Source organism: Pseudomonas sp. GNP012 (assembly GCF_054343835.1).
Genome location: NZ_JBTGUU010000001.1, coordinates 3,440,588 through 3,459,633, shown reverse-complemented (window position 1 = coordinate 3,459,633; position 19,046 = coordinate 3,440,588). Strand labels below are relative to the sequence as shown.

Annotated in this window: 16 protein-coding genes and 2 pseudogenes; 9 read left to right on the top strand and 9 right to left on the bottom strand. The window is 61.3% G+C overall.

What is annotated here, in order from left to right:
- The first annotated feature begins 3 nt into the window (after positions 1-3).
- Both ACXX83_RS15470 and ACXX83_RS15465 read left to right on the top strand, forming a co-directional pair.
- Complete coding sequence (locus tag ACXX83_RS15470; protein ID WP_095968066.1) at positions 4-672, top strand: response regulator transcription factor; 669 nt, start codon at positions 4-6, stop codon at positions 670-672.
- Positions 669-1,982, top strand: coding sequence for a sensor histidine kinase (locus ACXX83_RS15465; protein WP_458549015.1), 1,314 nt, complete (start codon positions 669-671; stop codon positions 1,980-1,982). Before ACXX83_RS15470 ends, ACXX83_RS15465 begins: the two co-directional genes overlap by 4 nt.
- Before the next feature lie 123 nt (positions 1,983-2,105).
- Here ACXX83_RS15465 and ACXX83_RS15460 read toward each other — a convergent pair whose 3' ends face one another.
- The 3 genes and pseudogenes from ACXX83_RS15460 to ACXX83_RS15450 all read right to left on the bottom strand — a co-directional run.
- Positions 2,106-3,782, bottom strand: coding sequence for an MFS transporter (locus ACXX83_RS15460; RefSeq protein ID WP_458549014.1), 1,677 nt, complete (start codon positions 3,780-3,782; stop codon positions 2,106-2,108).
- A gap of 321 nt (positions 3,783-4,103) precedes the next feature.
- Positions 4,104-4,697, bottom strand: a pseudogene (locus ACXX83_RS15455) (methyl-accepting chemotaxis protein); the annotation flags it as partial.
- Positions 4,698-4,961: 264 nt separating this feature from the next.
- Positions 4,962-6,032, bottom strand: a pseudogene (locus tag ACXX83_RS15450) (methyl-accepting chemotaxis protein); the annotation flags it as partial.
- 543 nt (positions 6,033-6,575) lie between these two features.
- On the opposite strand from ACXX83_RS15450, the gene ACXX83_RS15445 reads away from it, so the two are divergent.
- The 3 genes from ACXX83_RS15445 (at position 6,576) to ACXX83_RS15430 (ending at position 10,052) form a co-directional block, all read left to right on the top strand.
- Positions 6,576-7,892 carry a Na+/H+ antiporter family protein gene (locus tag ACXX83_RS15445; RefSeq protein ID WP_095968259.1) on the top strand — a complete coding sequence of 439 codons (1,317 nt, stop codon included), beginning with the start codon at positions 6,576-6,578 and terminating at the stop codon, positions 7,890-7,892.
- Between the two features lie 199 nt (positions 7,893-8,091).
- Positions 8,092-9,774 carry a methyl-accepting chemotaxis protein CtpM gene (gene ctpM / locus ACXX83_RS27990; protein ID WP_502317729.1) on the top strand — a complete coding sequence of 561 codons (1,683 nt, stop codon included), beginning with the start codon at positions 8,092-8,094 and terminating at the stop codon, positions 9,772-9,774.
- A 113-nt stretch (positions 9,775-9,887) separates the two neighbouring features.
- Positions 9,888-10,052: a metallothionein gene (locus ACXX83_RS15430; protein WP_015094211.1), complete on the top strand. Its 165-nt coding sequence runs from the start codon at positions 9,888-9,890 to the stop codon at positions 10,050-10,052.
- 32 nt (positions 10,053-10,084) lie between these two features.
- On the opposite strand, the gene ACXX83_RS15425 is transcribed toward ACXX83_RS15430, so the two are convergent.
- Entirely contained in the window at positions 10,085-10,363 is a 279-nt protein-coding gene (locus tag ACXX83_RS15425) for a hypothetical protein (RefSeq protein WP_458549013.1), read from the bottom strand.
- Positions 10,364-10,396: 33 nt separating this feature from the next.
- Positions 10,397-10,624 (bottom strand): DUF6555 family protein, encoded by a 228-nt coding sequence (locus tag ACXX83_RS15420; protein WP_007971981.1) that lies wholly within the window; start codon positions 10,622-10,624, stop codon positions 10,397-10,399.
- A gap of 189 nt (positions 10,625-10,813) precedes the next feature.
- On the opposite strand from ACXX83_RS15420, the gene selD reads away from it, so the two are divergent.
- Together selD and mnmH are read left to right on the top strand one after the other, a co-directional pair.
- Positions 10,814-11,848 carry a selenide, water dikinase SelD gene (gene selD / locus ACXX83_RS15415; protein WP_015094213.1) on the top strand — a complete coding sequence of 345 codons (1,035 nt, stop codon included), beginning with the start codon at positions 10,814-10,816 and terminating at the stop codon, positions 11,846-11,848.
- Positions 11,848-12,951, top strand: a complete 1,104-nt coding sequence (mnmH, locus tag ACXX83_RS15410; protein ID WP_458549012.1) for a tRNA 2-selenouridine(34) synthase MnmH — start codon at positions 11,848-11,850, stop codon at positions 12,949-12,951. Before selD ends, mnmH begins: the two co-directional genes overlap by 1 nt.
- Before the next feature lie 138 nt (positions 12,952-13,089).
- Here mnmH and ACXX83_RS15405 read toward each other — a convergent pair whose 3' ends face one another.
- Entirely contained in the window at positions 13,090-13,761 is a 672-nt protein-coding gene (locus ACXX83_RS15405; protein WP_015094215.1) for a hypothetical protein, read from the bottom strand.
- 368 nt (positions 13,762-14,129) lie between these two features.
- Here ACXX83_RS15405 and ACXX83_RS15400 point away from each other — a divergent pair, with 368 nt between their 5' ends.
- Positions 14,130-14,840 carry a glutathione S-transferase family protein gene (locus ACXX83_RS15400; RefSeq protein ID WP_217835826.1) on the top strand — a complete coding sequence of 237 codons (711 nt, stop codon included), beginning with the start codon at positions 14,130-14,132 and terminating at the stop codon, positions 14,838-14,840.
- A gap of 131 nt (positions 14,841-14,971) precedes the next feature.
- Complete coding sequence (gene hemB, locus ACXX83_RS15395) at positions 14,972-15,946, top strand: porphobilinogen synthase (protein ID WP_458549011.1); 975 nt, start codon at positions 14,972-14,974, stop codon at positions 15,944-15,946.
- A gap of 123 nt (positions 15,947-16,069) precedes the next feature.
- On the opposite strand, the gene ACXX83_RS15390 is transcribed toward hemB, so the two are convergent.
- The 3 genes from ACXX83_RS15390 to ACXX83_RS15380 form a co-directional block, all read right to left on the bottom strand.
- A complete protein-coding gene (locus tag ACXX83_RS15390; RefSeq protein WP_458549010.1) occupies positions 16,070-17,605 on the bottom strand; it encodes an FAD-dependent oxidoreductase in 1,536 nt (511 codons plus the stop codon).
- Positions 17,606-17,780: 175 nt separating this feature from the next.
- Positions 17,781-18,605, bottom strand: coding sequence for an IS3 family transposase (locus ACXX83_RS15385; RefSeq protein WP_256582901.1), 825 nt, complete (start codon positions 18,603-18,605; stop codon positions 17,781-17,783).
- Between the two features lie 8 nt (positions 18,606-18,613).
- The gene (locus ACXX83_RS15380; RefSeq protein WP_458548453.1) at positions 18,614-18,916 is read right to left on the bottom strand and encodes a transposase; all 303 of its coding nucleotides are present in this window, start codon (positions 18,914-18,916) and stop codon (positions 18,614-18,616) included.
- Positions 18,917-19,046 lie beyond the last annotated feature (130 nt).

Below are 19,046 nucleotides of genomic sequence, written 5' to 3'. Positions count from 1 at the left end.
TCCATGCGTTTGCTTCTGGTCGAAGACCATGTGCCCCTGGCCGACGAACTGCTGGCCGGTCTCAACCGCCAGGGTTATGCGGTGGACTGGCTGGCCGACGGTCGCGACGCGGTGCATCAGGGCAGCACTGAACCTTACGACCTGATCATCCTCGACCTCGGCTTGCCGGGCGTGCCGGGGCTCGAGGTGCTGGCGCAATGGCGCGCGGCGGGGCTGGCCACGCCGGTGCTGATCCTCACGGCCCGGGATTCCTGGGCCGAACGCATCGAAGGCCTCAAGGCCGGCGCCGACGATTACCTGACCAAACCCTTTCATCCCGAAGAGCTGTTTCTGCGCATCCAGGCGTTGCTGCGCCGCTCCCATGGCCAGTTCAACCAGCCGACGCTCCAGGCCGCCGGGCTGCACCTGGACGAAGGTCGCCAGTGCGTTGTCCGTGACGGTGCGGACATTCAGCTGACCGCCGCGGAGTTTCGCCTGTTGCGTTATTTCATGCTGCACCCCGAGCAGATCCTCTCCAAAAGCCACCTGGCCGAACACCTCTACGACGGTGAAACCGAGCGCGATTCCAATGTGCTGGAGGTCCATGTCAACCATTTGCGCCGCAAGCTCGGCAAAAGCGTGATCGAAACCCGTCGTGGCCAGGGCTACCTGTTCGGTGGGCAAGCCCGGTGAGATCGATCCAGCGTCGCTTGAGCCTGGGCCTGATCAGTGTGATGGTGGTCGTTGGCCTGGTGCTGGCGCAAACCAGCCTGTGGCTGTTCGAAATGGGGTTGCAGCGCTACCTCGAAGCCGGGTTGCGCAATGACAGCGAGAGCCTGCTGGCGGCGCTGGTGCGCGGGCCGCAAGGCTTGCAACTGGATGAGCGACGTCTGTCGCCGGCCTATCAGCGGCCGTTTTCCGGTCATTATTTCCGCATCGATTTCACCGATGGCCATTGGCGTTCCCGTTCGTTATGGGATCAGGAACTGCCGGCGCTCGATCACCCCGGCCTGCACGACGATCTGCAATTGGGGCCGGAAGGGCAACAGTTGCTGGTGCTGCGTACGGACTATCGACGCCTGGGGTTGCCGATCTCCATCAGCGTCGCCGAGGATTACACGCCGATACGCGAAAGCTTCCGGCGCGTGCAACAGCTTGGGTTGGGCCTGGGTTTGACCGGGCTGCTGCTGATTCTGTTGCTGCAACGGATTACCGTGCGCCGCGCCTTGCGTCCGCTGGAGCAGGCCCGCGAGCAGATCGCGCAGTTGCAGCAGGGCCAGCGCTCGCAACTCGATGATCAGGTACCGCTGGAGCTGGAGCCACTGGTGGCGCAGATCAACCACCTGCTGGCCCACACCGAGGACAGCCTCAAGCGCTCACGCAATGCCCTGGGCAACCTCGGCCATGCGTTGAAAACACCGCTGGCGGTGCTGTTGAGCCTGGCCTCGAGCGAGCAGCTTGAGGCGCACCCGCAGCTGCGCAAGACCCTCAAGGAACAACTGCAACAGGTCGAGCAACGGCTCAATCGGGAACTCAATCGTGCGCGGTTATCCGGTGATGCGTTGCCGGGTGCGCTGTTTGATTGCGATGCCGAACTCCCCGGGTTGCTGGCAACCCTGAACATGATCCATGGCGAACACCTGGCGCTGAGCTACCGTGCTCCGGCCGGCCTGCAATTGCCTTGGGATCGTGAAGACCTGCTGGAACTGTTGGGCAACCTGCTGGATAACGCCTGCAAATGGGCGGATGCCGAAGTTCGCGTGAGTGTGGCGGAGTTGGCGACCGGGTTTGAACTCAGTGTGGAAGATGACGGCCCGGGCATTCCCCAAGAGCGTCGCGATCAGGTGTTCAGCCGAGGTACGCGGCTGGATGAACAGACCCATGGGCATGGCCTGGGACTTGGCATCGTGCGTGACATCGTCGATAGCTGGGGCGGGAAACTGTCGTTGCTGGAAAGCGAGTGGGGCGGGCTGAAGGTTGTCATCGAATTACCCAGGCACTGAGATCCATTGTGGGAGCGGGCTTGCTCGCGAAGGCGGAGTGTCAGCCGATACGGTCATGGACTGATACACCGCCTTCGCGAGCAAGCCCGCTCCCACAGGGGTTCACTGATTGGCTGGCAAGTCTCAGGTGTGATGAATCTCCCGATCCTTGGTTTCCGGCATGAAGAAAATACCCAGCACAGCCGTCATCACCGCGATGACGATCGGATACCACAGCCCGTAATAGATATCCCCCGTGGCCGCCACCATGGCGAACGCCACCGTCGGCAGGAAGCCACCGAACCAGCCATTGCCGATGTGATAGGGCAGCGACATCGAGGTGTAGCGGATGCGCGCCGGGAACAGTTCCACCAGCCAGGCGGCGATCGGCCCGTAGACCATGGTCACGTAGATCACCAGGATCGTCAGGAGCAACAGCACCATCGGGTAGTTGGTCTTGGCCGGGTCGGCCTTCTCGGGGTAGCCGGCGTCCTTGAGGGCGGTGGCGAGATTGGCAGTAAAGGCATCGTTCCTGGCCTTGAAGTCGGCGGCCGGCATGCCGGTGCCCTCGAAGCTCTCGATCACTTTCTCGCCGATGCGCACCTGCGCAACGGCGCCCGGCTCGGCGTTGACGTTCTGGTAGGGAATAGCCCGTTTGGCCAGCACGGTCTTGGCCAGGTCGCAGGAGCTGGTGAATTTGGCCTTGCCCACCGGGTCGAACTGGAACGAGCACTGGTCAGGATTGGCGATGACCGTGACCGGGTTCTTCTCCTGTGCAACGAACACGTCGGGGTTACCGTATTGGGTCAACGCCTGGAAGATCGGGAAGTAAGTCAGTGCTGCGATGATGCAACCAGCCATGATGATGCCCTTGCGGCCGATACGATCGGACAGGCTGCCGAATATGACGAAGAACGGTGTGCCGATCAGCAGCGAGCCGGCAATCAGCAAGTTGGCGGTCTGTGGGTCGATCTTCAGCGTCTGCAACAGGAAGAACAGCGCATAGAATTGCCCGGTGTACCAGACCACGGCCTGGCCGGCGGTGCCACCGAGCAGGGCCATGATCACGATCTTGAGGTTGTCCCAACGGGCGAAGGATTCGGTCAACGGTGCCTTGGAGGACTTGCCCTCAGCCTTCATTTTCAAGAACACCGGTGATTCGCTCAGTTGCAGGCGGATGTACACCGAGATAATCAACAACAGGATCGAAAGCAGGAACGGAATCCGCCAGCCCCAGGCTTCGAAGGCTTCCGTGCCCAGCGCGGTACGGCAGGCCAGGATCACCAGCAGTGAAAGAAACAGGCCAAGGGTGGCTGTCGTCTGAATCCACGAGGTGAAATAGCCGCGCCTGCCCTTGGGGGCATGTTCGGCCACGTAGGTGGCTGCGCCGCCGTACTCACCGCCCAGCGCCAGGCCCTGCAGCAAACGCAGGCTGATCAGGATGATCGGCGCGGCCACGCCTATGGTCGCGTAGCCGGGCAGCAAGCCCACCACGGCCGTCGAGACCCCCATGATCACGATGGTGATGAGGAAGGTGTGCTTGCGTCCGATCATGTCGCCCAAGCGGCCGAACACAATGGCGCCGAACGGCCGGACAGCGAAGCCGGCGGCGAAGGCGAGCAGGGCGAAGATGAAGGAAGTCGTTTCGTTGACGCCGGCGAAGAAGTGCTTGGCGATAATCGCCGCGAGGGAGCCGTACAGGTAGAAGTCATACCATTCGAACACGGTGCCCAGGGACGACGCGAAGATGACCTTGCGCTCCTCCTTGGTGAGCCCGTGGTTGGGCGCGCTGCCCGTGGTTGCATTGTCGATTGCTGCCATGAGTATTCTCCGTCGTGCTCTTGTTGTAGGCCGGAGTTCCCACCAACACTTGCCGTACCCAGGCCCTGGGGCTGAAGTCATCGGATTACGTGGCTTGCATTCAAGTTGACGCCAGAAAAAGCTGCAAGGTTCCATGAAGAATAATCGGCTTGCGGCAGATATCCACTTGCCACCATTTCATAGAGCAGCGCGCAGAAAAAATGTGGAAAACAAATGTGGGAGCGGGCTTGCTCGCGAAGGCGGTGTGTCAGTCGACGTAAATTTCGAATGACACACCGCCTTCGCGAGCAAGCCCGCTCCCACATGGGGATTTTGCAAGGCTTAAACGCGGAACTGGTCCATCAGACTCTGCTGCTGGTTCGCCAGGCTGTTGAGCGACTGGCTGACCCGTGCCGACTCATTGGCCTGGCCCGACAGCGACTCGGTCACGTCGCGAATGGTCGCCACGTTGTTGTTGATCTCCTCGGCCACCGCGCTTTGCTCTTCGGCAGCGCTGGCGATCTGCATGTTCATGTCGTTGATCACGGTCACCGCGTCGCCGATCTGGCGCAGCGCGGTCACGGCCTGCCCAACCTGCTCGACACTGCCCTGGGCCTGGCGATGGCTGTTGTTCATCGAACCTACCACTTCCTGTGTGCCGCTTTGCAGTTGTTCGATCACCAGGCGGGTTTCCTCCACAGATTCCTGGGTACGCCGCGCCAGGTTGCGCACCTCATCGGCGACCACGGCAAAACCGCGCCCGGCCTCACCGGCACGAGCCGCTTCGATCGCCGCGTTGAGGGCCAGCAGGTTGGTCTGCTCGGCAATCGCGCGGATCACTTCCAGCACCGTGCCGATCTTCTCGCTGTTGGCTGCCAGGCCTTCGACCTGAACCATGGCCGCGCTCATGTCGGCGGCGAGGTTGTCGATGCTGGCGGTGGTGCGGTCGATCACGGTCAGGCCCTGACGGGTCGCCTGATCGGCATCGCGGGCGGCGTGTGCCGCTTGCGCGGCGCTGCGGGCGACGTCCTGGGCGGTGGCGCTCATCTCGTGGGAGGCGGTTGCGACCTGATCCACCTGTCGATATTGCTGCTCCATGCCGGCGCTGGTCTGGGTGGCGATGGCGGACGACTGGTCGGCGGTGCTGCGGGCGTCCTGCACCGAGCGTTTCACTTCGGCAATGATCGGCTGCAGCTTGTCGAGGAAGCGGTTGAACCAGCCGGCCAACTGGCCCAGTTCATCCTTTTTGTCGTAGGCCAACCGGCGGGTCAGGTCACCTTCGCCACTGGCGATGTCCTCGAGCATGTGCGCCACGCCGAGAATCGGTCGGGTCACGCTGCGGGCCATCAGCCACACCAGCACCAGGCCCAGCAGCGCGGCGAGCACGCCCAGGCCGAGTTCGACCAGTGTGCCGGCGGTGTTGCTATCGTCCAGTTGCTTTTTCAGGGCTTCGGCGGGGCCGACCAGGACTTTCTCCGGCACGTCGAGCAGTACGCCCCAGGACTTGCCGCCGGGAATCGGCTGGAAGGGGGCCAGCACTTTCAATTGCTGATGGCTGTGCAGGCTGGCGGTTTTGCTGCTGGCGGCCAGCATGCGCAGCAGTTCGGTACCGCTGGCCTTGTCGACGGCATCCAGGCGCTGGCTGAGTTTGCTGGCGTCCGGGCTGTAGCCGGCGAGCAGGCCCGCCGGGCTGATGATGCTGACACTGGTCTGGCCGTCGTAGAGTTTCTTGCTGGCCCCCAGGCTGACCGCTTGCAGGCTGTTGAGGTTGATGTCCACCGACAGCGAGGCGATCACCTTGCCGTTGACCATCAGCGGGAAAACGATGCTGGTCATCAGCACGTTCTGGCCGTCGATCTCATAGAAGTAGGGTTCGATCACGCACGGCTTGAGCGTGGTGCGCGGGCAGGTGAACCAGGCGTTGGCCGCTTCGCCGCTGGGGCCGGTGCTGGTGTCGGCCATGTCCTTTTCCGGCAGCGCCATGGACGTTAGCTTGCCCGGCGTCGGCTGCGACCAGTAGAGGGCGAAACGGCCCTTGTCGTTGCTGCCCAGTTCGGCCTGGCCGGCGAACAGGTCGTCCTTGCCGTCCAGCCCGTTGGGTTCGAACACCAGGGACAGGCCAAGCAGGTCCGGATTGGCCTGCAGGGCCGACTTGACCTGGCGGGTCAGGTCTTCGCGCAGGTCGAAGGCATCGAGGAAGCGCTTTTCGGCCTGCTCGCGCAAAAACAGCACCTGCCGGGAGAAACCGTGGCCGTACTGATAGGCGTCCATGAACTGCTGGCGAATCCCCAGTGCCTGGTTCTCGCCCTGGGACTCGATCCGAGCCTGGGCCGATTCGGTCAGCATCTCCATGCTCGAGGCTTTCACCAGCTCGGAGCTGTGCTCCATGCGGTATAGCGAAAGACCCACCAGCAGGGTCACGATGCCCGCCAGGCACAGCCCGGCCAGCAGGGTGATTTTCCATTGAATGGAAGGTTGTCTGAGCGACATGGAGGCGTCCTTATTCGATAAATATCTGAGACTTTGCACTGTAGCGGCCGCGATCCGGCTTTCTTTAAACCGTCCACCAAATATCGAATCACCCCTGTAGGAGCTGCCGCAGGCTGCGATCTTTTGCTCTTCAACATCAGCAAAAGACGCCCAAGATCAAAAGATCGCAGCCTGCGGCAGCTCCTACAGGGGTTTGTGTGGGCTTTGACAAGGCGGCAACGGTCCGGCAAAGTGCGCGCCCTCTAATAAAACCCATTCCTGTATCCGCTGGCGGCTCACGCAGACTGCCGGCCGGACTCTTTCCGTTTGTCACGAGGTTACGAAATGAATGCAGTCATTGCCGCGGTCGGCATCATGCTGGTGCTCAGCCTGTCCCGCGTGCATGTGGTGATCGCCCTGATCGTCGGTGCGCTGGTAGGTGGTCTGACCGGTGGCCTGGGCATCGAGGCGACGCTCAAGGCTTTCAACAGCGGCCTGGGTGGCGGGGCGACAGTGGCGTTGTCCTACGCCTTGCTCGGTGCCTTTGCCGTGGCCATTGCCAAATCCGGCATGGCCCATGCGCTGGCCGACAAGGCGCTGGCGATGGTCGATCGCCAGCACGCCAGCGGCGGCGGCCAGGTCAAATGGTTGCTGATTGGCCTGCTCTGGGTCGTGGCCATCGCCTCGCAGAATATCCTGCCGATCCATATCGCGTTCATTCCGTTGCTGGTGCCGCCGCTTCTATATGTGCTGACCAAGCTGCAACTGGACCGTCGACTGATCGCCTGTGTCATGACCTTCGGCCTGATCACGCCCTACATGTTCCTGCCGGTGGGCTTCGGCAATATCTTCCTCAATGAGATCCTGCTGGCCAACGTCGCCCGCAGCGGTGTGGACATCAGCGGCGTCAACGTGACCCACGCCATGGGCATTCCGGCGCTGGGCATGGTGGCGGGCCTGCTGATCGCGTTTGTCAGCTACCGCAAGAAGCGGGTCTATGACCTGGCAAAAATCGAGCAAGTCGAGCAAGTGGCGGTGCAATACAACCCGCTGAGCCTGATGGTGGCCGGCGTGGCCATCGCCGCGGCCTTCATCATTCAGTTGCTGCTCGATTCGATGATTATCGGTGCACTGGTCGGCTTCCTGATTTTCTCGGTGTCGGGCATCGTCAAATGGCGCGACACCGATGACCTGTTCACCGAAGGCATGAAAATGATGGCGATGATCGGTTTCATCATGATCGCCGCCTCGGGTTTTGCCGAAGTGATGAAGGCCACCGGTCAAGTGCAGACGCTGGTCGAGTCGTCGGCGTCGTACATCGATCACAGCAAAGGCATTGGCGCCTTGCTGATGTTGCTGGTGGGGTTGCTGGTGACCATGGGCATCGGCTCGTCGTTCTCCACCGTGCCGATTCTGGCGGCGATCTTCGTGCCGCTGTGCGTGCAACTGGGCTTCAGCCCGTTGGCGATCGTGTGCATCGTCGGCACGGCTGGTGCCCTGGGCGATGCCGGTTCGCCGGCCTCGGACTCGACCCTCGGCCCGACCTCCGGCCTGAACATCGACGGCCAGCACCATCACATCTGGGACACCGTGGTCCCGACCTTCCTGCACTACAACCTGCCGCTGCTGGCGTTTGGCTGGGTGGCGGCGATGATTCTGTAACACCCCTTGTCCCTGTGGGAGCTAGCCTGCTCGCGAAGGCGGCGGCACATCCAGCATCGATGTGACTGACACACCGCTTTCGCGAGCAGGCTCGCTCCCACAGGGGATCACCAGTGTCCTCAATGACCGCGTTCAACTTTTGACCTGGCATGCCGTTAAAGCTTTTAACCACGCCAACAAAAACAAAAGAGTGAACGTCATGCGCATGAGCCTCAAGGCCAAAGTCCTGTCCCTTGCCGTCCTCCCGGTGCTGCTGTTTGCGCTGGTCATCAGCCTGACCACGCTGTTCATTCTTCAGGAACAGGCCCGCAAGGAAGTCGAGCAGACTCGCGAACGCCTGCTCAGCGATGCCAAGGCGACCTTGCAAAGCTATGTGGCCGTGGCCATGACCACGATCAAACCGCTTTATGACGCAGCCGCCCCCGGCGACGAGGCGGCGCGGGCCCAGGTGATCAAGCTGCTGTCGAGCATCACCTATGGCAAGGACGGCTACTTCTTCGGCTACGACTCCAACACCGTGCGCCTGTTCAAGGCCAACAGCCCCGAAGGCGTAGGCCAGAGCTTCAAGGACAATCGCGACCCGAACGGTGTCTACGTCAACCGCGACCTGGTGAAAGTCGCCAAAGACGGTACGCACTATCTGCAATATAGCTCGCCATTGCCCGGCAACACCCAGGTGCTGGTGCCCAAGCTCGGCTACACCGAATACTTGCCCAAGTGGGACATGGCGGTCGGCACCTCAGTCAACCTCGACGGCATCGAAGCACAAGTGGCGGTGGTCCAGGACAAGGTCCAGGAGCGCATGCAAGGCATGGTGCTGAGCATCGTCGGCGTGGCGGCGGTGGTGTTGCTGGTGATCGCTGCTGCCGGGATGTTGCTGGCCAAGACCATTCTGCGTCCGTTGCATTTGATGAAAGCCAACCTCGACGACATCGCGGCGGGCGAGGGCGATCTGACCCGCCGCCTGACCATCACCAGTCAGGATGAACTCGGCGAACTGGCCGGCTCGTTCAACCGGTTCGTCGACAAGATCCACGGGCTAGTACGGCAGATCAGCGAAATGACCACGCAACTGACCGGGCTGGTGAATCAGGTGTCCGACCAGGCCAATCGCTCGGATCAGGCCATGGAACGTCAGCGTCATGAGACCGATCAGGTGGCCACGGCAATCAATGAAATGTCGGCGGCGGCCCAGGAAGTGGCCAAGAGCGCGCAGAACGCCGCGGTGGCAGCCCAACAGACGGATGAAGAAGGCCAGGCGGCCAAGCGGGTGGTGGCCGGCAGCATCGAGAAGATCCATGCGCTGGTGGACGACATCCGCAGCAGCGGCGTGTCTCTGGACAGCCTGCAAAAAGACGTGTCATCGATTGTCAGCGTGCTGGGGGTGATCCGCTCGATTGCCGATCAGACCAACCTGCTGGCGCTCAATGCGGCCATCGAAGCCGCCCGCGCCGGCGAGGCCGGGCGCGGTTTTGCGGTGGTGGCCGATGAAGTGCGGGCGCTGGCCAGCCGCACGCAAATCAGTACCCAGGAAATCCAGGGCATGATCGACCGCCTGCAGGCCGGCACCCAGTCGGCGGTGGAGGCGATGCGTCGCTCCAGCGAGGCGGGCGATGGTACCTCGGCCCAGGCCAACGAGGCGGGGGCTTCGTTGGACACCATGGCCCAGTTGATCGCGACCATCAATTCGATGAACGCGCAGATCGCCAGCGCCGCTGAAGAACAGACCGCCGTGGCCGAAGAGATCAACCGCAGCGTGCATCAGATTGCCGTGGCGGTGGACAACGTCGCCGACGAAACCCAGCTCGGCGCGCAGACTTCGCGCAGCCTGGCCGAGCTCGGTCAGCGCCTGGGCAGCCTGGTCGGGCAGTTCCGTATCTGATTAAAGCTTTTGTGGCGAGGACTCCCTCGCCACAGAAGATCGCAGCCTGCGGCAGCTCCTACACTTACGGTGTGCATCTGAGCACTGGCGACCACACAAGAGGAGTCAGACCCATGATTGACCGTGAAAGTATCTGCGATTGTCCGAAATGTTCCTGCAAACTCGGTGAACATCCGATTGCCCGTCACGGCAAGCACTACTGCTGTGAAGCCTGCGCCAAACACCATGAGCACGGCGAGGAGTGCGCTCATAAAGGCTGCAAGTGCTCCCATGGCTGACGGCATTCACGACAAGCTGTAAAAAGTGGAGCCTAGTCCGGCTCCACTTCCAGCCTGAGGCTGTCGTCCTCCAGGCGTTCGCTGTGGCGAACGGTGCCCTGCAAGCGCCGCCCTTCGACCCACAGCACCAGGGTCCTGGCTTGCTCCAGATCTTCCGGCAGTGGCGCGGGGACGCGTACGGCGAAGCAAAACGGGTCGTTTTCGACCGCTTCCAGTCCGATCCGGCACTCGGCGCTTTTGGTGATGCGGCCGGACTGCGTGTCCAGGCCATAGTCCAGCTGCGCAGGGCTGTAGACGGATGTCGCACTCATATCGCTTCCCCCGAACCTGACGGTTGCCAGTGATTAGTTCGCCGGCCGCCACTTGACGTTTTCCACGCCGAATTTCTCAGCCATCGGCTTGCTGGTCTTTTGCACCTTCTCGCGTCCAAACCGGGGAATTCGCCCCACCCCCGCGTCACAGCTCGCCCAATGCCAGGCTTCTGCGTTATCCATTTTTTCCAGTCGGATAATGAATGATTTCGGAGTGCCATGGAGTGTGTACTCGATGACGAATAATTTTGCACTGTTCATAAAGCCCCGGTTCCTCCCTGTTGTACATAAAAGGATCGCGCGCCATCAGGAAAATTCACTCGGATTGTCGGATGCCGGCTGATCCTGTTGCCATAACCTACAGTGGCCCGTATCCATCAGCGTATCTCCTACAAAGAAAAAGGCGCGTTTGCTGTAGGATTGGTTACCTAGACTCCAAGAGGTGACCCTATGAGCGAGCCGATTCGCCTGACCCAATACAGTCACGGCGCCGGATGCGGTTGCAAAATTTCCCCCCAGGTGCTGGAAGTGATCCTGGCCGGCAGCGGGGCGCAGAATCTCGACCCGAAACTCTGGGTCGGCAACGCCTCGCGTGACGACGCGGCGGTGTATGCCATCGATGAAGAACGCGGTGTGGTCTCGACCACCGACTTTTTCATGCCGATCGTAGACGATCCCTTCGATTTCGGCCGAATTGCCGCCACCAATGCCATCAGCGACATCTACGCCATGGGCGGCGATCCCTTGATGGCGATTGCGATCCTGGGCTGGCCGGTGAACGTGCTGGCGCCGGAAATCGCCCGGGAAGTGATCCGCGGTGGGCGTTCGGTGTGCGACGCAGCGGGCATCCCGCTGGCAGGCGGACACTCCATCGACGCACCCGAGCCGATCTTTGGCCTGGCCGTCACCGGCCTGGTGGAAAAACGCCACATGAAGCGCAACGACACCGCCACCGCCGGTTGCCTGCTCTATCTTACCAAGCCCCTGGGCATCGGCATCCTTACGACGGCCGAGAAAAAGGGCAAGTTGCGCCATGCCGATATCGGCCTGGCCCGGGACTGGATGTGCACCCTGAACAAGCCCGGCAGCCGTTTCGGCAAGCTCGATGGTGTGACCGCGATGACCGACGTCACCGGTTTCGGCCTGCTCGGGCATCTGGTGGAAATGGCCGACGGCAGCCAGCTCACGGCGCGCATTGAATATGACCGTGTACCGCGTCTGCCGGGGGTCGAGTATTACCTCGAACAGGGTTGCGTACCGGGCGGTACGCTGCGCAATTTCGACAGCTACGCCAGCAAGCTCGGACGCCTTCAGGAGCTGCACAAACGTGTGCTCTGCGACCCGCAGACCAGCGGCGGCCTGCTGATTGCCGTAACACCGCAAGGCAACGAGCAGTTTCTTGCCGTGGCCGCCGAACTGGGCCTGAGCCTGGAGCCGATCGGCGAACTGGTCGAGCGACAGGGCAACGCGGTCGAGGTGTTTTGATGTTCGTCGACTGCACCGATTACCGCGACATCTTCCTCAACGACCGGCCCATGATGGACGCGCGCGCGCCGGTCGAATTCAACAAGGGCGCGTTTCCCGGTGTGATCAACCTGCCGTTGATGAATGACCATGAACGCCAGCGGGTCGGCACGTGCTACAAGCAGCACGGCCAGCAGGCGGCCATCGTGCTCGGGCATCAACTGGTATCGGGGGCGGTCAAGGCTGAACGCATCCAGGCCTGGGCCGACTTTGCCCGGGCGCATCCGGATGGCCTGCTGTATTGCTTTCGCGGTGGCCTGCGCTCGCAGATTGTCCAGCAATGGCTCAAGGACGAGGCCGGCATCGACTATCCACGGGTGGGCGGCGGCTACAAGGCCATGCGTACCTTCCTGCTGGACACCCTCGATCAAGCGGTTGCCCAGTGCGATTTCGTCCTGCTGGGCGGGATGACCGGTACCGGCAAAACCGAGGTGCTAACGCAACTGGGCAACAGCGTGGACCTTGAAGGTCATGCCAACCACCGCGGCTCCAGTTTCGGCAAGCGCGCCACCGGCCAGCCCTCGAACATCGACTTCGAAAACCGCCTGGCCGTGGATGTGCTGAAAAAACGCGCCCGGGGTATCGAGCAGTTCGTACTGGAAGACGAAAGTCGTGCGGTGGGCAGTTGCGCGTTGCCGTTGCCGCTGTACCAGGGCATGCAGCAGTTCCCGATGGTCTGGCTGGAAGACAGCCTGGAAGGTCGGGTCGAGCGGATCCTGCGCGATTACGTGGTGGATCTGTGCGCCGAATTCATCGACGTGCATGGCGAAGACGGCTTCGCACTGTTTTCCGAACGGTTGCTGGCGAGCCTGAACAATGTGCAGAAACGCCTGGGCGGCGAACGTCATCGGCGCATGCTGGATTTGATGGAAGAGGCGTTGGCGGAGCAGGCCCGCAGTGGCGCGGTGGATCTGCACCGGGGCTGGATCGAAGGGTTGCTGAGCGAGTATTACGATCCGATGTACGCGTTCCAGCGGGAGAAGAAAGGTGCGCGGATCGAGTTTGCCGGGGAGCGGGGGGCGGTTCTCGAGTATTTGCGTGAGCGGGGCAGTCAGATAGGTTGAGGGTGTTTTTGCCGGCCCCTTCGCGAGCAAGCCCGCTCCCACATTTTAATCAGCGGCAGTCACAAAATTTGTGTTCGCTGGAGATCGAATGTGGGAGCGGGCTTGCTCGCGAAGGGGCCCACTCAGACAACGCATGCCTCAGGTCGGGCAGGTTTCAGCACCATTATCCAGGCCTTGCTTGTACACATGGCTCTGCAGACTGGCCTTGCCGTTGTGCCAGGTCAGGGTGAGCACATACAGCGAGTCGTAGTCGCTGGATTCCCAGTCGTCGGTGATGGTCGTTTTCTTGCCGGTGGCGTCGCCGGCCACCTTGTTGATCAACTCCGGCAGGTAGCCGTGCGACCAGGCGGTGTAGATGACCGAGTTGTGATACTTGTCGTGAAGCAGTTCATTGGCCAGGTCGCTGGTGTCATTGGCGGAGAAATTGATGTTCACCGGCAGGCCCAGCTTGATGGCGCTGGGGCTGATGGTCATCAGGGGACGGATGTAGCTGTAGGAATTGTCGAACTCGCCTTCCTCGACGTTACGGGTCGGATTCGCCGCAAACACGTAGTCGGCCTTGCCGAACTTTTCCGGCAGCAACGTGGACAGGTCGATGGCGCGGTTCAGCCCCTGGCAATTGAGCTGGCCGAGGCCGCCGTCGGGTTTTTCCCCGTGGCGCAGGAAAACCAGCGTCTGGGTGCCATCCATCGGTTGGGCGCGACTCAGGCCGGATTCCAGCAACAGGAACACCGCGCTGACTACCAGCAATGCGGGTAACAACAGGTAGGCGCGATGTTTAAAACGGTTGGTAAAACTGAACAGATTCATGAATAAAAGGTTCTTCAGCGCAATTCGGTTAAGGCTGACAAACCTTTACACCGCGACTTTTCAGCGTCGGGTGTTTTCCATGTCGTTGAAGCCGGTCCGTTTTCAAAGGGGTGGTGCTCAGAGTCCCCTGATCCCATTTGGTTCGATTCCGGCCAAGAGCGCAGCAATGTACCGGTAACCTTTAGCGGATTGCAGTGAAGGTTATCGACAGGATGTTGCGGATTTGTGGACAGGCTACACCTGATGGTGGTGAAACCGTCGTGATCTCTTTTGATCTCCTCTATCAGCGAGATTGATGGTTCCAAGGGGTCGCTGAGCCGATATCTCCATTATGATCGCCACTCTCAATGTCTTCGTGGATCCTGCCCATGACCGATTTGTCCGCCTTCCCCATCACCCGCAAATGGCCTGCCCAATACCCGGAGTGGATTCAGCTTTACTCCTTGCCAACCCCCAATGGCGTCAAGGTCTCGATCATGCTCGAAGAGATCGGCCTGCCGTATGAACCTCACCGGGTAGGCTTCGACACCAATGACCAGATGTCCCCGGAATTCCTGTCGTTGAACCCCAACAACAAAATCCCGGCGATCCTCGACCCCCACGGTCCGGACGACAAGCCGCTGGCGCTGTTCGAGTCGGGAGCGATTCTGATCTACCTGGCCGACAAGAGCGGGCAACTGCTGGCCCAGGAATCGGCCGCGCGCTACGAAACGATTCAATGGTTGATGTTCCAGATGGGCGGCATTGGTCCGATGTTCGGCCAGCTCGGGTTCTTCAACAAGTTCGCCGGCAAGGACTACGAAGACAAACGTCCCCGTGATCGCTATGTCGAGGAGAGCAAACGCCTGCTCAAGGTGCTCGACGGCAGGCTCCAAGGGCGCGACTGGATCATGGGCGAGCGCTACACCATCGCCGACATCGCCACCTTCCCGTGGGTGCGCAACCTGATTGGGTTCTATGAAGCCGGCGATCTGGTGGGCATTCAGAACTTCCCTAACGTCACACGGGTGCTGGAGCGCTTCCTGGCGCGGCCGGCGGTGGTGCGCGGGTTGCAGATTCCAAGCCCGGTCGTAAGCTGATACACCGCATAACCTGTGGGAGCGGGCTTGCTCGCGAAAGCGGTATTCCTGTCACATGGATGTTGACAGTGCCGACGCCTTCGCGAGCGGGCTCGCTCCTACATTTTGCCCTCTGATATCCAGGAATCCCCATGTCCAGCCAGTTCCCCGAAGCACGCCCACGCCGTCTGCGCCGCAATGCGAGCCTGCGCAGCCTGTTCCAGGAGACCGAGTTCAGCCTGAACGACCTGGTGCTGCCGATTTTCGTCGAAGAAGAAATCGACGACTTCGTGCCGATCAAAAGCATGCCCGGGGTGATGCGCATTCCCGAGTCGAAGCTGGCCGGCGAGATCGAGCGCTACGCCCGTGCCGGGATCAAGTCGGTGATGACCTTCGGTGTGTCCCATCATCTGGACAGCAGCGGCAGCGACACCTGGCGCGACGACGGCCTGGTCTCGCGCATGTCGCGCATCGCCAAGGACGCGGTGCCGGAAATGATCGTGATGTCCGACACCTGTTTTTGCGAGTACACCGACCACGGCCATTGCGGCGTGCTGCACAACCATGAAGTCGACAACGACCAGACCCTGATCAACCTCGGCAGGCAAGCCGTCGCGGCGGCCCGAGCCGGTGCCGACGTGATCGCCCCGTCGGCGGCCATGGACGGCCAGGTCCAGGCGATCCGCCGGGCCCTCGATGACGCCGGGTTTACCCAGACGGCGATCATGGCCTATTCGACCAAGTTCGCTTCGGCGCTCTATGGTCCGTTCCGCGAGGCGGGCGGCAGTGCGCTCAAGGGCGACCGCAAAAGCTACCAGATGAACCCGATGAACCGCCGCGAAGCGGTGCGCGAGTCGCTGCTCGACGAACAGGAAGGCGCCGATGCGCTGATGGTCAAGCCGGCCGGTGCCTACCTGGACATCATCCGCGAGATCCGCGAAGCCTCGTGCCTGCCGCTGTCGGCGTATCAGGTGAGCGGTGAATACGCGATGATCAAGTTTGCCGCCCAGGCCGGGGCCATCGATGAAGACCGCGTGGTGCGCGAGAGCCTGGGGGCGATCAAGCGTGCCGGGGCAGACCTGATCTTTACGTATTTTGCGATGGACCTGGCGTTGGCCGGGATCTGAAATCCGACACATTCCCCCTGTGGGAGCGGGCTTGCTCGCGAATGCAGTGTGTCAGTCAATACATCTGTCACTGACACTCCGCCTTCGCGAGCAAGCCCGCTCCCACAGGGGGATGTGGTGTTCTCAGGGCGGGCCAAAAAACGAGCGGATCCCGTGGTCGCGGAAATACCGTTCGATCACTTTCGGGTCCGCGCACGTCTCGGCAATCGCTACATAGGTATCGGGCCGCAACAGATAAAAGCCGTTGCGCCCCAGGCCCGCCGCTTCGAACGCCGGTCGCCAGTCGAACACATGCAGCGGCAGATGGTGCTCGTGGCACCAGGCGATCATCTCGTCGCTGGTGTCGCCATAGACATGCACCTGCCAGGTCATGCATTTGAGCGATTCCAAGTTGTCCCCCTCACCGTCATGGGCCCAGGGCAGGCGATCACCGCCATGCACGTGCCCGGCAACGCCTGTGCTCAAAGGCATGCCCCGATAATTCAGGGTGATCTGCGACACCGTGCGAAACAGGAATTGGCGGGAGGTTTCGAACGAGGTTATTTTCGGGATCAGGAACGGCGCCAGACGCGTCCGCAGCAAATCGGCCATCGGCCCGTCGGCGGTGACGAACGTGAAGACCCGGTCAGTGGTCGCCACCAGTTTGCGCGCGAAGGCGATGCGCTCGGTTTCATAGGTGTCGAGCAATCTGGCCTCGGCAGCGCCGCTCAGCACGGCCGCCAGTTTCCAGGCCAGGTTGATGGCGTCGCCGATCCCGGTGTTCATGCCCTGGCCACCCGCCGGGCTGTGCACGTGGGCCGCATCGCCGAGCAGAAACGCCCGGCCATTGCGAAAGTGATCCGCCACCCGGTGATGCACACGGTAGGTCGAGAACCAGTTCAGTTGCTCGATCTGCACCTTCATGTGCTCGATGGCCCGGCTGCTGACGTCTTCGAAGCACAGGGTCTCGGCGTGGTCGGCGCGTTCGTCGCGTACGGTGCCGATCAGGCGCGCGCGGCCACTGCCCGCCAGTGGGAACACGGCAAGGAAGTCCGCCTCGTCGAGGTCCACGTGCAGTTCACCGTTGAATGTCGGGCCGCTGCCCTGTACGTCGGCGACGTAGAAAATCTGCTGGTAAGTGCCGCCGGGAAACCCGGTATCCAGGGTCTTGCGCACAATCGACCGGGCGCCGTCGCACCCGGCCAGGAAACAGGCCTGACAGATTTCCTGCTGGCCGTCGGGCAGATGCAGCGTGGCGGTGATGCCGTCTGCGGTTTGCTCGAAGCTTGCCAGTTCGGTGTTGCGTTCCACCGAGATGCCGAAGGCTTGCAGGCGCTCGATCAGCAGCCGTTCGTGCTCGTCCTGCGGGAAAATTTCCAGGAACGCGTAGGGTGTCAGTCCCTCGCCGACCTGGGTCAGTGGCAGGTGCGCCACGGGTTCGCCCTTGACCCAGAAATTGGCGGCCGCCACCCGATGGCCGTATTGCACAACCGCGTCGGCAAGCCCGAGTTGTCGATACAGTTCCAGCGTCCGCGCCTGGACAGCCAGCGCCCGGGACGTGGTGCCAGGGGCCGAGGCCTTGTCGACAATCCGCACGCGCACGCCCAGCTTGCTCAGCCACAACGCCAGGACCAGCCCGGTCGGGCCGGCGCCGATGATCAACACATCGCTTCTGTGCATGAGCTCATCCTCCTCGCTGGGTAGAACAAGTATGGACGACTCGGCCCCCTGTAGGAGCGAGCCCGCTCGCGATGAACGAAAGAGCGCCGCGTTAATCCTGAAAGTACGCGTTATCGTTAACGTCCATCGCGAGCAGGCTGAACTGGTCAACTAATTTTGGACACCAGTTACGGTTTCATGCCGCCAGCTTCTCCATAGCTACCGGCGACCGGTAGTCGTTGTAGCTATGGAGCCTGACGTTGTTGTAACGCATCACATAACGCTGCACATCCACCCGCGCCTCATGTTCCGAGCGGTAGCCATCTTCTGGTACCCACTCTGACTTGAGGCTTCCAAAGAAACGCTCCATCGGAGCGTTGTCCCAGCACTCACCTTTGCGACTCATGCTTTGCAGGAGGCCATGTTTGCGCATTTCTTTCCTGAATTTATGACTGGTGTATTGGCAGCCCTGGTCAGAGTGAAACAGCACCTCTTTTGGCCGGCCTCGCAGGTCGACCGCCATCCGCAACGCTTCGCAGGTCAGCGTGGCATCGGAAATCATCGAAAACGACCAGCCCACGATCCTGCGGGCAAACAGATCCAGCACCGCCGCGAAATACATCCAGCGCGTGCCGACTTTGATGTAGGTCACATCGCCGCACCACACTTGGTTAACCGCCGTGACATCAAACTTGCGCTTGAGCACATGCGGCGCCACCAGCGCCTCAACGCCGGAAGATTTGTACTTGTGCCGCCGCCGTTGATGACTGGCAACACCGGCTTCGCGCATCAAGCTACGAGCCATATGGCGCCCGACACGGTGCCCCTTGGCTTGCAGTTCCTTGGACAGGGTGCGAGACCCGGCGGACGCTCTGGATTCCTTATGATGCTTGACCAGCACGGCCTTAAGTTTCTCCCGTTCAGGATTCACCTTGCCCTGGCGCTGACGCCAGGCGTAAAAGCTGCTGCGGGTGACTCCAAACGCCCGACAGCAATTGTTAACGCCGTACTGCTCGTCCAGCTCATTGATCAGCGAGAATGATCTTTGGAGTCCAAAAGCAGGAGAGCACTGGCCTTTTTTAGGATTTCAATGTCCAGGTCTTTTTGCCTGAGCAACGCTTTGAGCTGCTGAATCTCCCGCTGATCGGCGGTGATTGCCTTGGCCCCCAACGGGGTCGAACCCAAGCGTTCTTTGCGAACCTGGTCGACCCAACGGCGCAAGGCCGTAGGGCCAATATCCAAACTGGCACAAACATCGGGAACTGACTGGCCCTCGTCCAGCACCATGCTGGCGGCCTTGAGTTTGAACTCACTGGAATAAGATTTACGCATATCCAAACACCTCAGATTTGGGCGCCATCATAGCGCCCGATTGAAGTGTCCAAAATCATTAGGCCAGTTCAGGCTCGCTCCTACAGGTACAGGCACTCGGCCCCCTGTAGGAGCGAGCTCGCTCGCGATG

Excerpts from the sequence above, each read along its gene's own strand:
- selD (WP_015094213.1), top strand. The coding sequence starts at position 10,814 with ATGAGCGAGCCGATTCGCCTGACCCAATACAGTCACGGCGCCGGATGC.
- ACXX83_RS15405 (WP_015094215.1), bottom strand. The coding sequence starts at position 13,761 with ATGAATCTGTTCAGTTTTACCAACCGTTTTAAACATCGCGCCTACCTG.
- ACXX83_RS15470 (WP_095968066.1), top strand. The coding sequence starts at position 4 with ATGCGTTTGCTTCTGGTCGAAGACCATGTGCCCCTGGCCGACGAACTG.
- ctpM (WP_502317729.1), top strand. The coding sequence starts at position 8,092 with ATGCGCATGAGCCTCAAGGCCAAAGTCCTGTCCCTTGCCGTCCTCCCG.
- ACXX83_RS15425 (WP_458549013.1), bottom strand. The coding sequence starts at position 10,363 with ATGAGTGCGACATCCGTCTACAGCCCTGCGCAGCTGGACTATGGCCTG.
- ACXX83_RS15420 (WP_007971981.1), bottom strand. The coding sequence starts at position 10,624 with ATGAACAGTGCAAAATTATTCGTCATCGAGTACACACTCCATGGCACT.
- ACXX83_RS15390 (WP_458549010.1), bottom strand. The coding sequence starts at position 17,605 with ATGCACAGAAGCGATGTGTTGATCATCGGCGCCGGCCCGACCGGGCTG.
- hemB (WP_458549011.1), top strand. The coding sequence starts at position 14,972 with ATGTCCAGCCAGTTCCCCGAAGCACGCCCACGCCGTCTGCGCCGCAAT.
- ACXX83_RS15380 (WP_458548453.1), bottom strand. The coding sequence starts at position 18,916 with ATGCGTAAATCTTATTCCAGTGAGTTCAAACTCAAGGCCGCCAGCATG.
- ACXX83_RS15445 (WP_095968259.1), top strand. The coding sequence starts at position 6,576 with ATGAATGCAGTCATTGCCGCGGTCGGCATCATGCTGGTGCTCAGCCTG.
- ACXX83_RS15430 (WP_015094211.1), top strand. The coding sequence starts at position 9,888 with ATGATTGACCGTGAAAGTATCTGCGATTGTCCGAAATGTTCCTGCAAA.
- ACXX83_RS15400 (WP_217835826.1), top strand. The coding sequence starts at position 14,130 with ATGACCGATTTGTCCGCCTTCCCCATCACCCGCAAATGGCCTGCCCAA.
- mnmH (WP_458549012.1), top strand. The coding sequence starts at position 11,848 with ATGTTCGTCGACTGCACCGATTACCGCGACATCTTCCTCAACGACCGG.
- ACXX83_RS15460 (WP_458549014.1), bottom strand. The coding sequence starts at position 3,782 with ATGGCAGCAATCGACAATGCAACCACGGGCAGCGCGCCCAACCACGGG.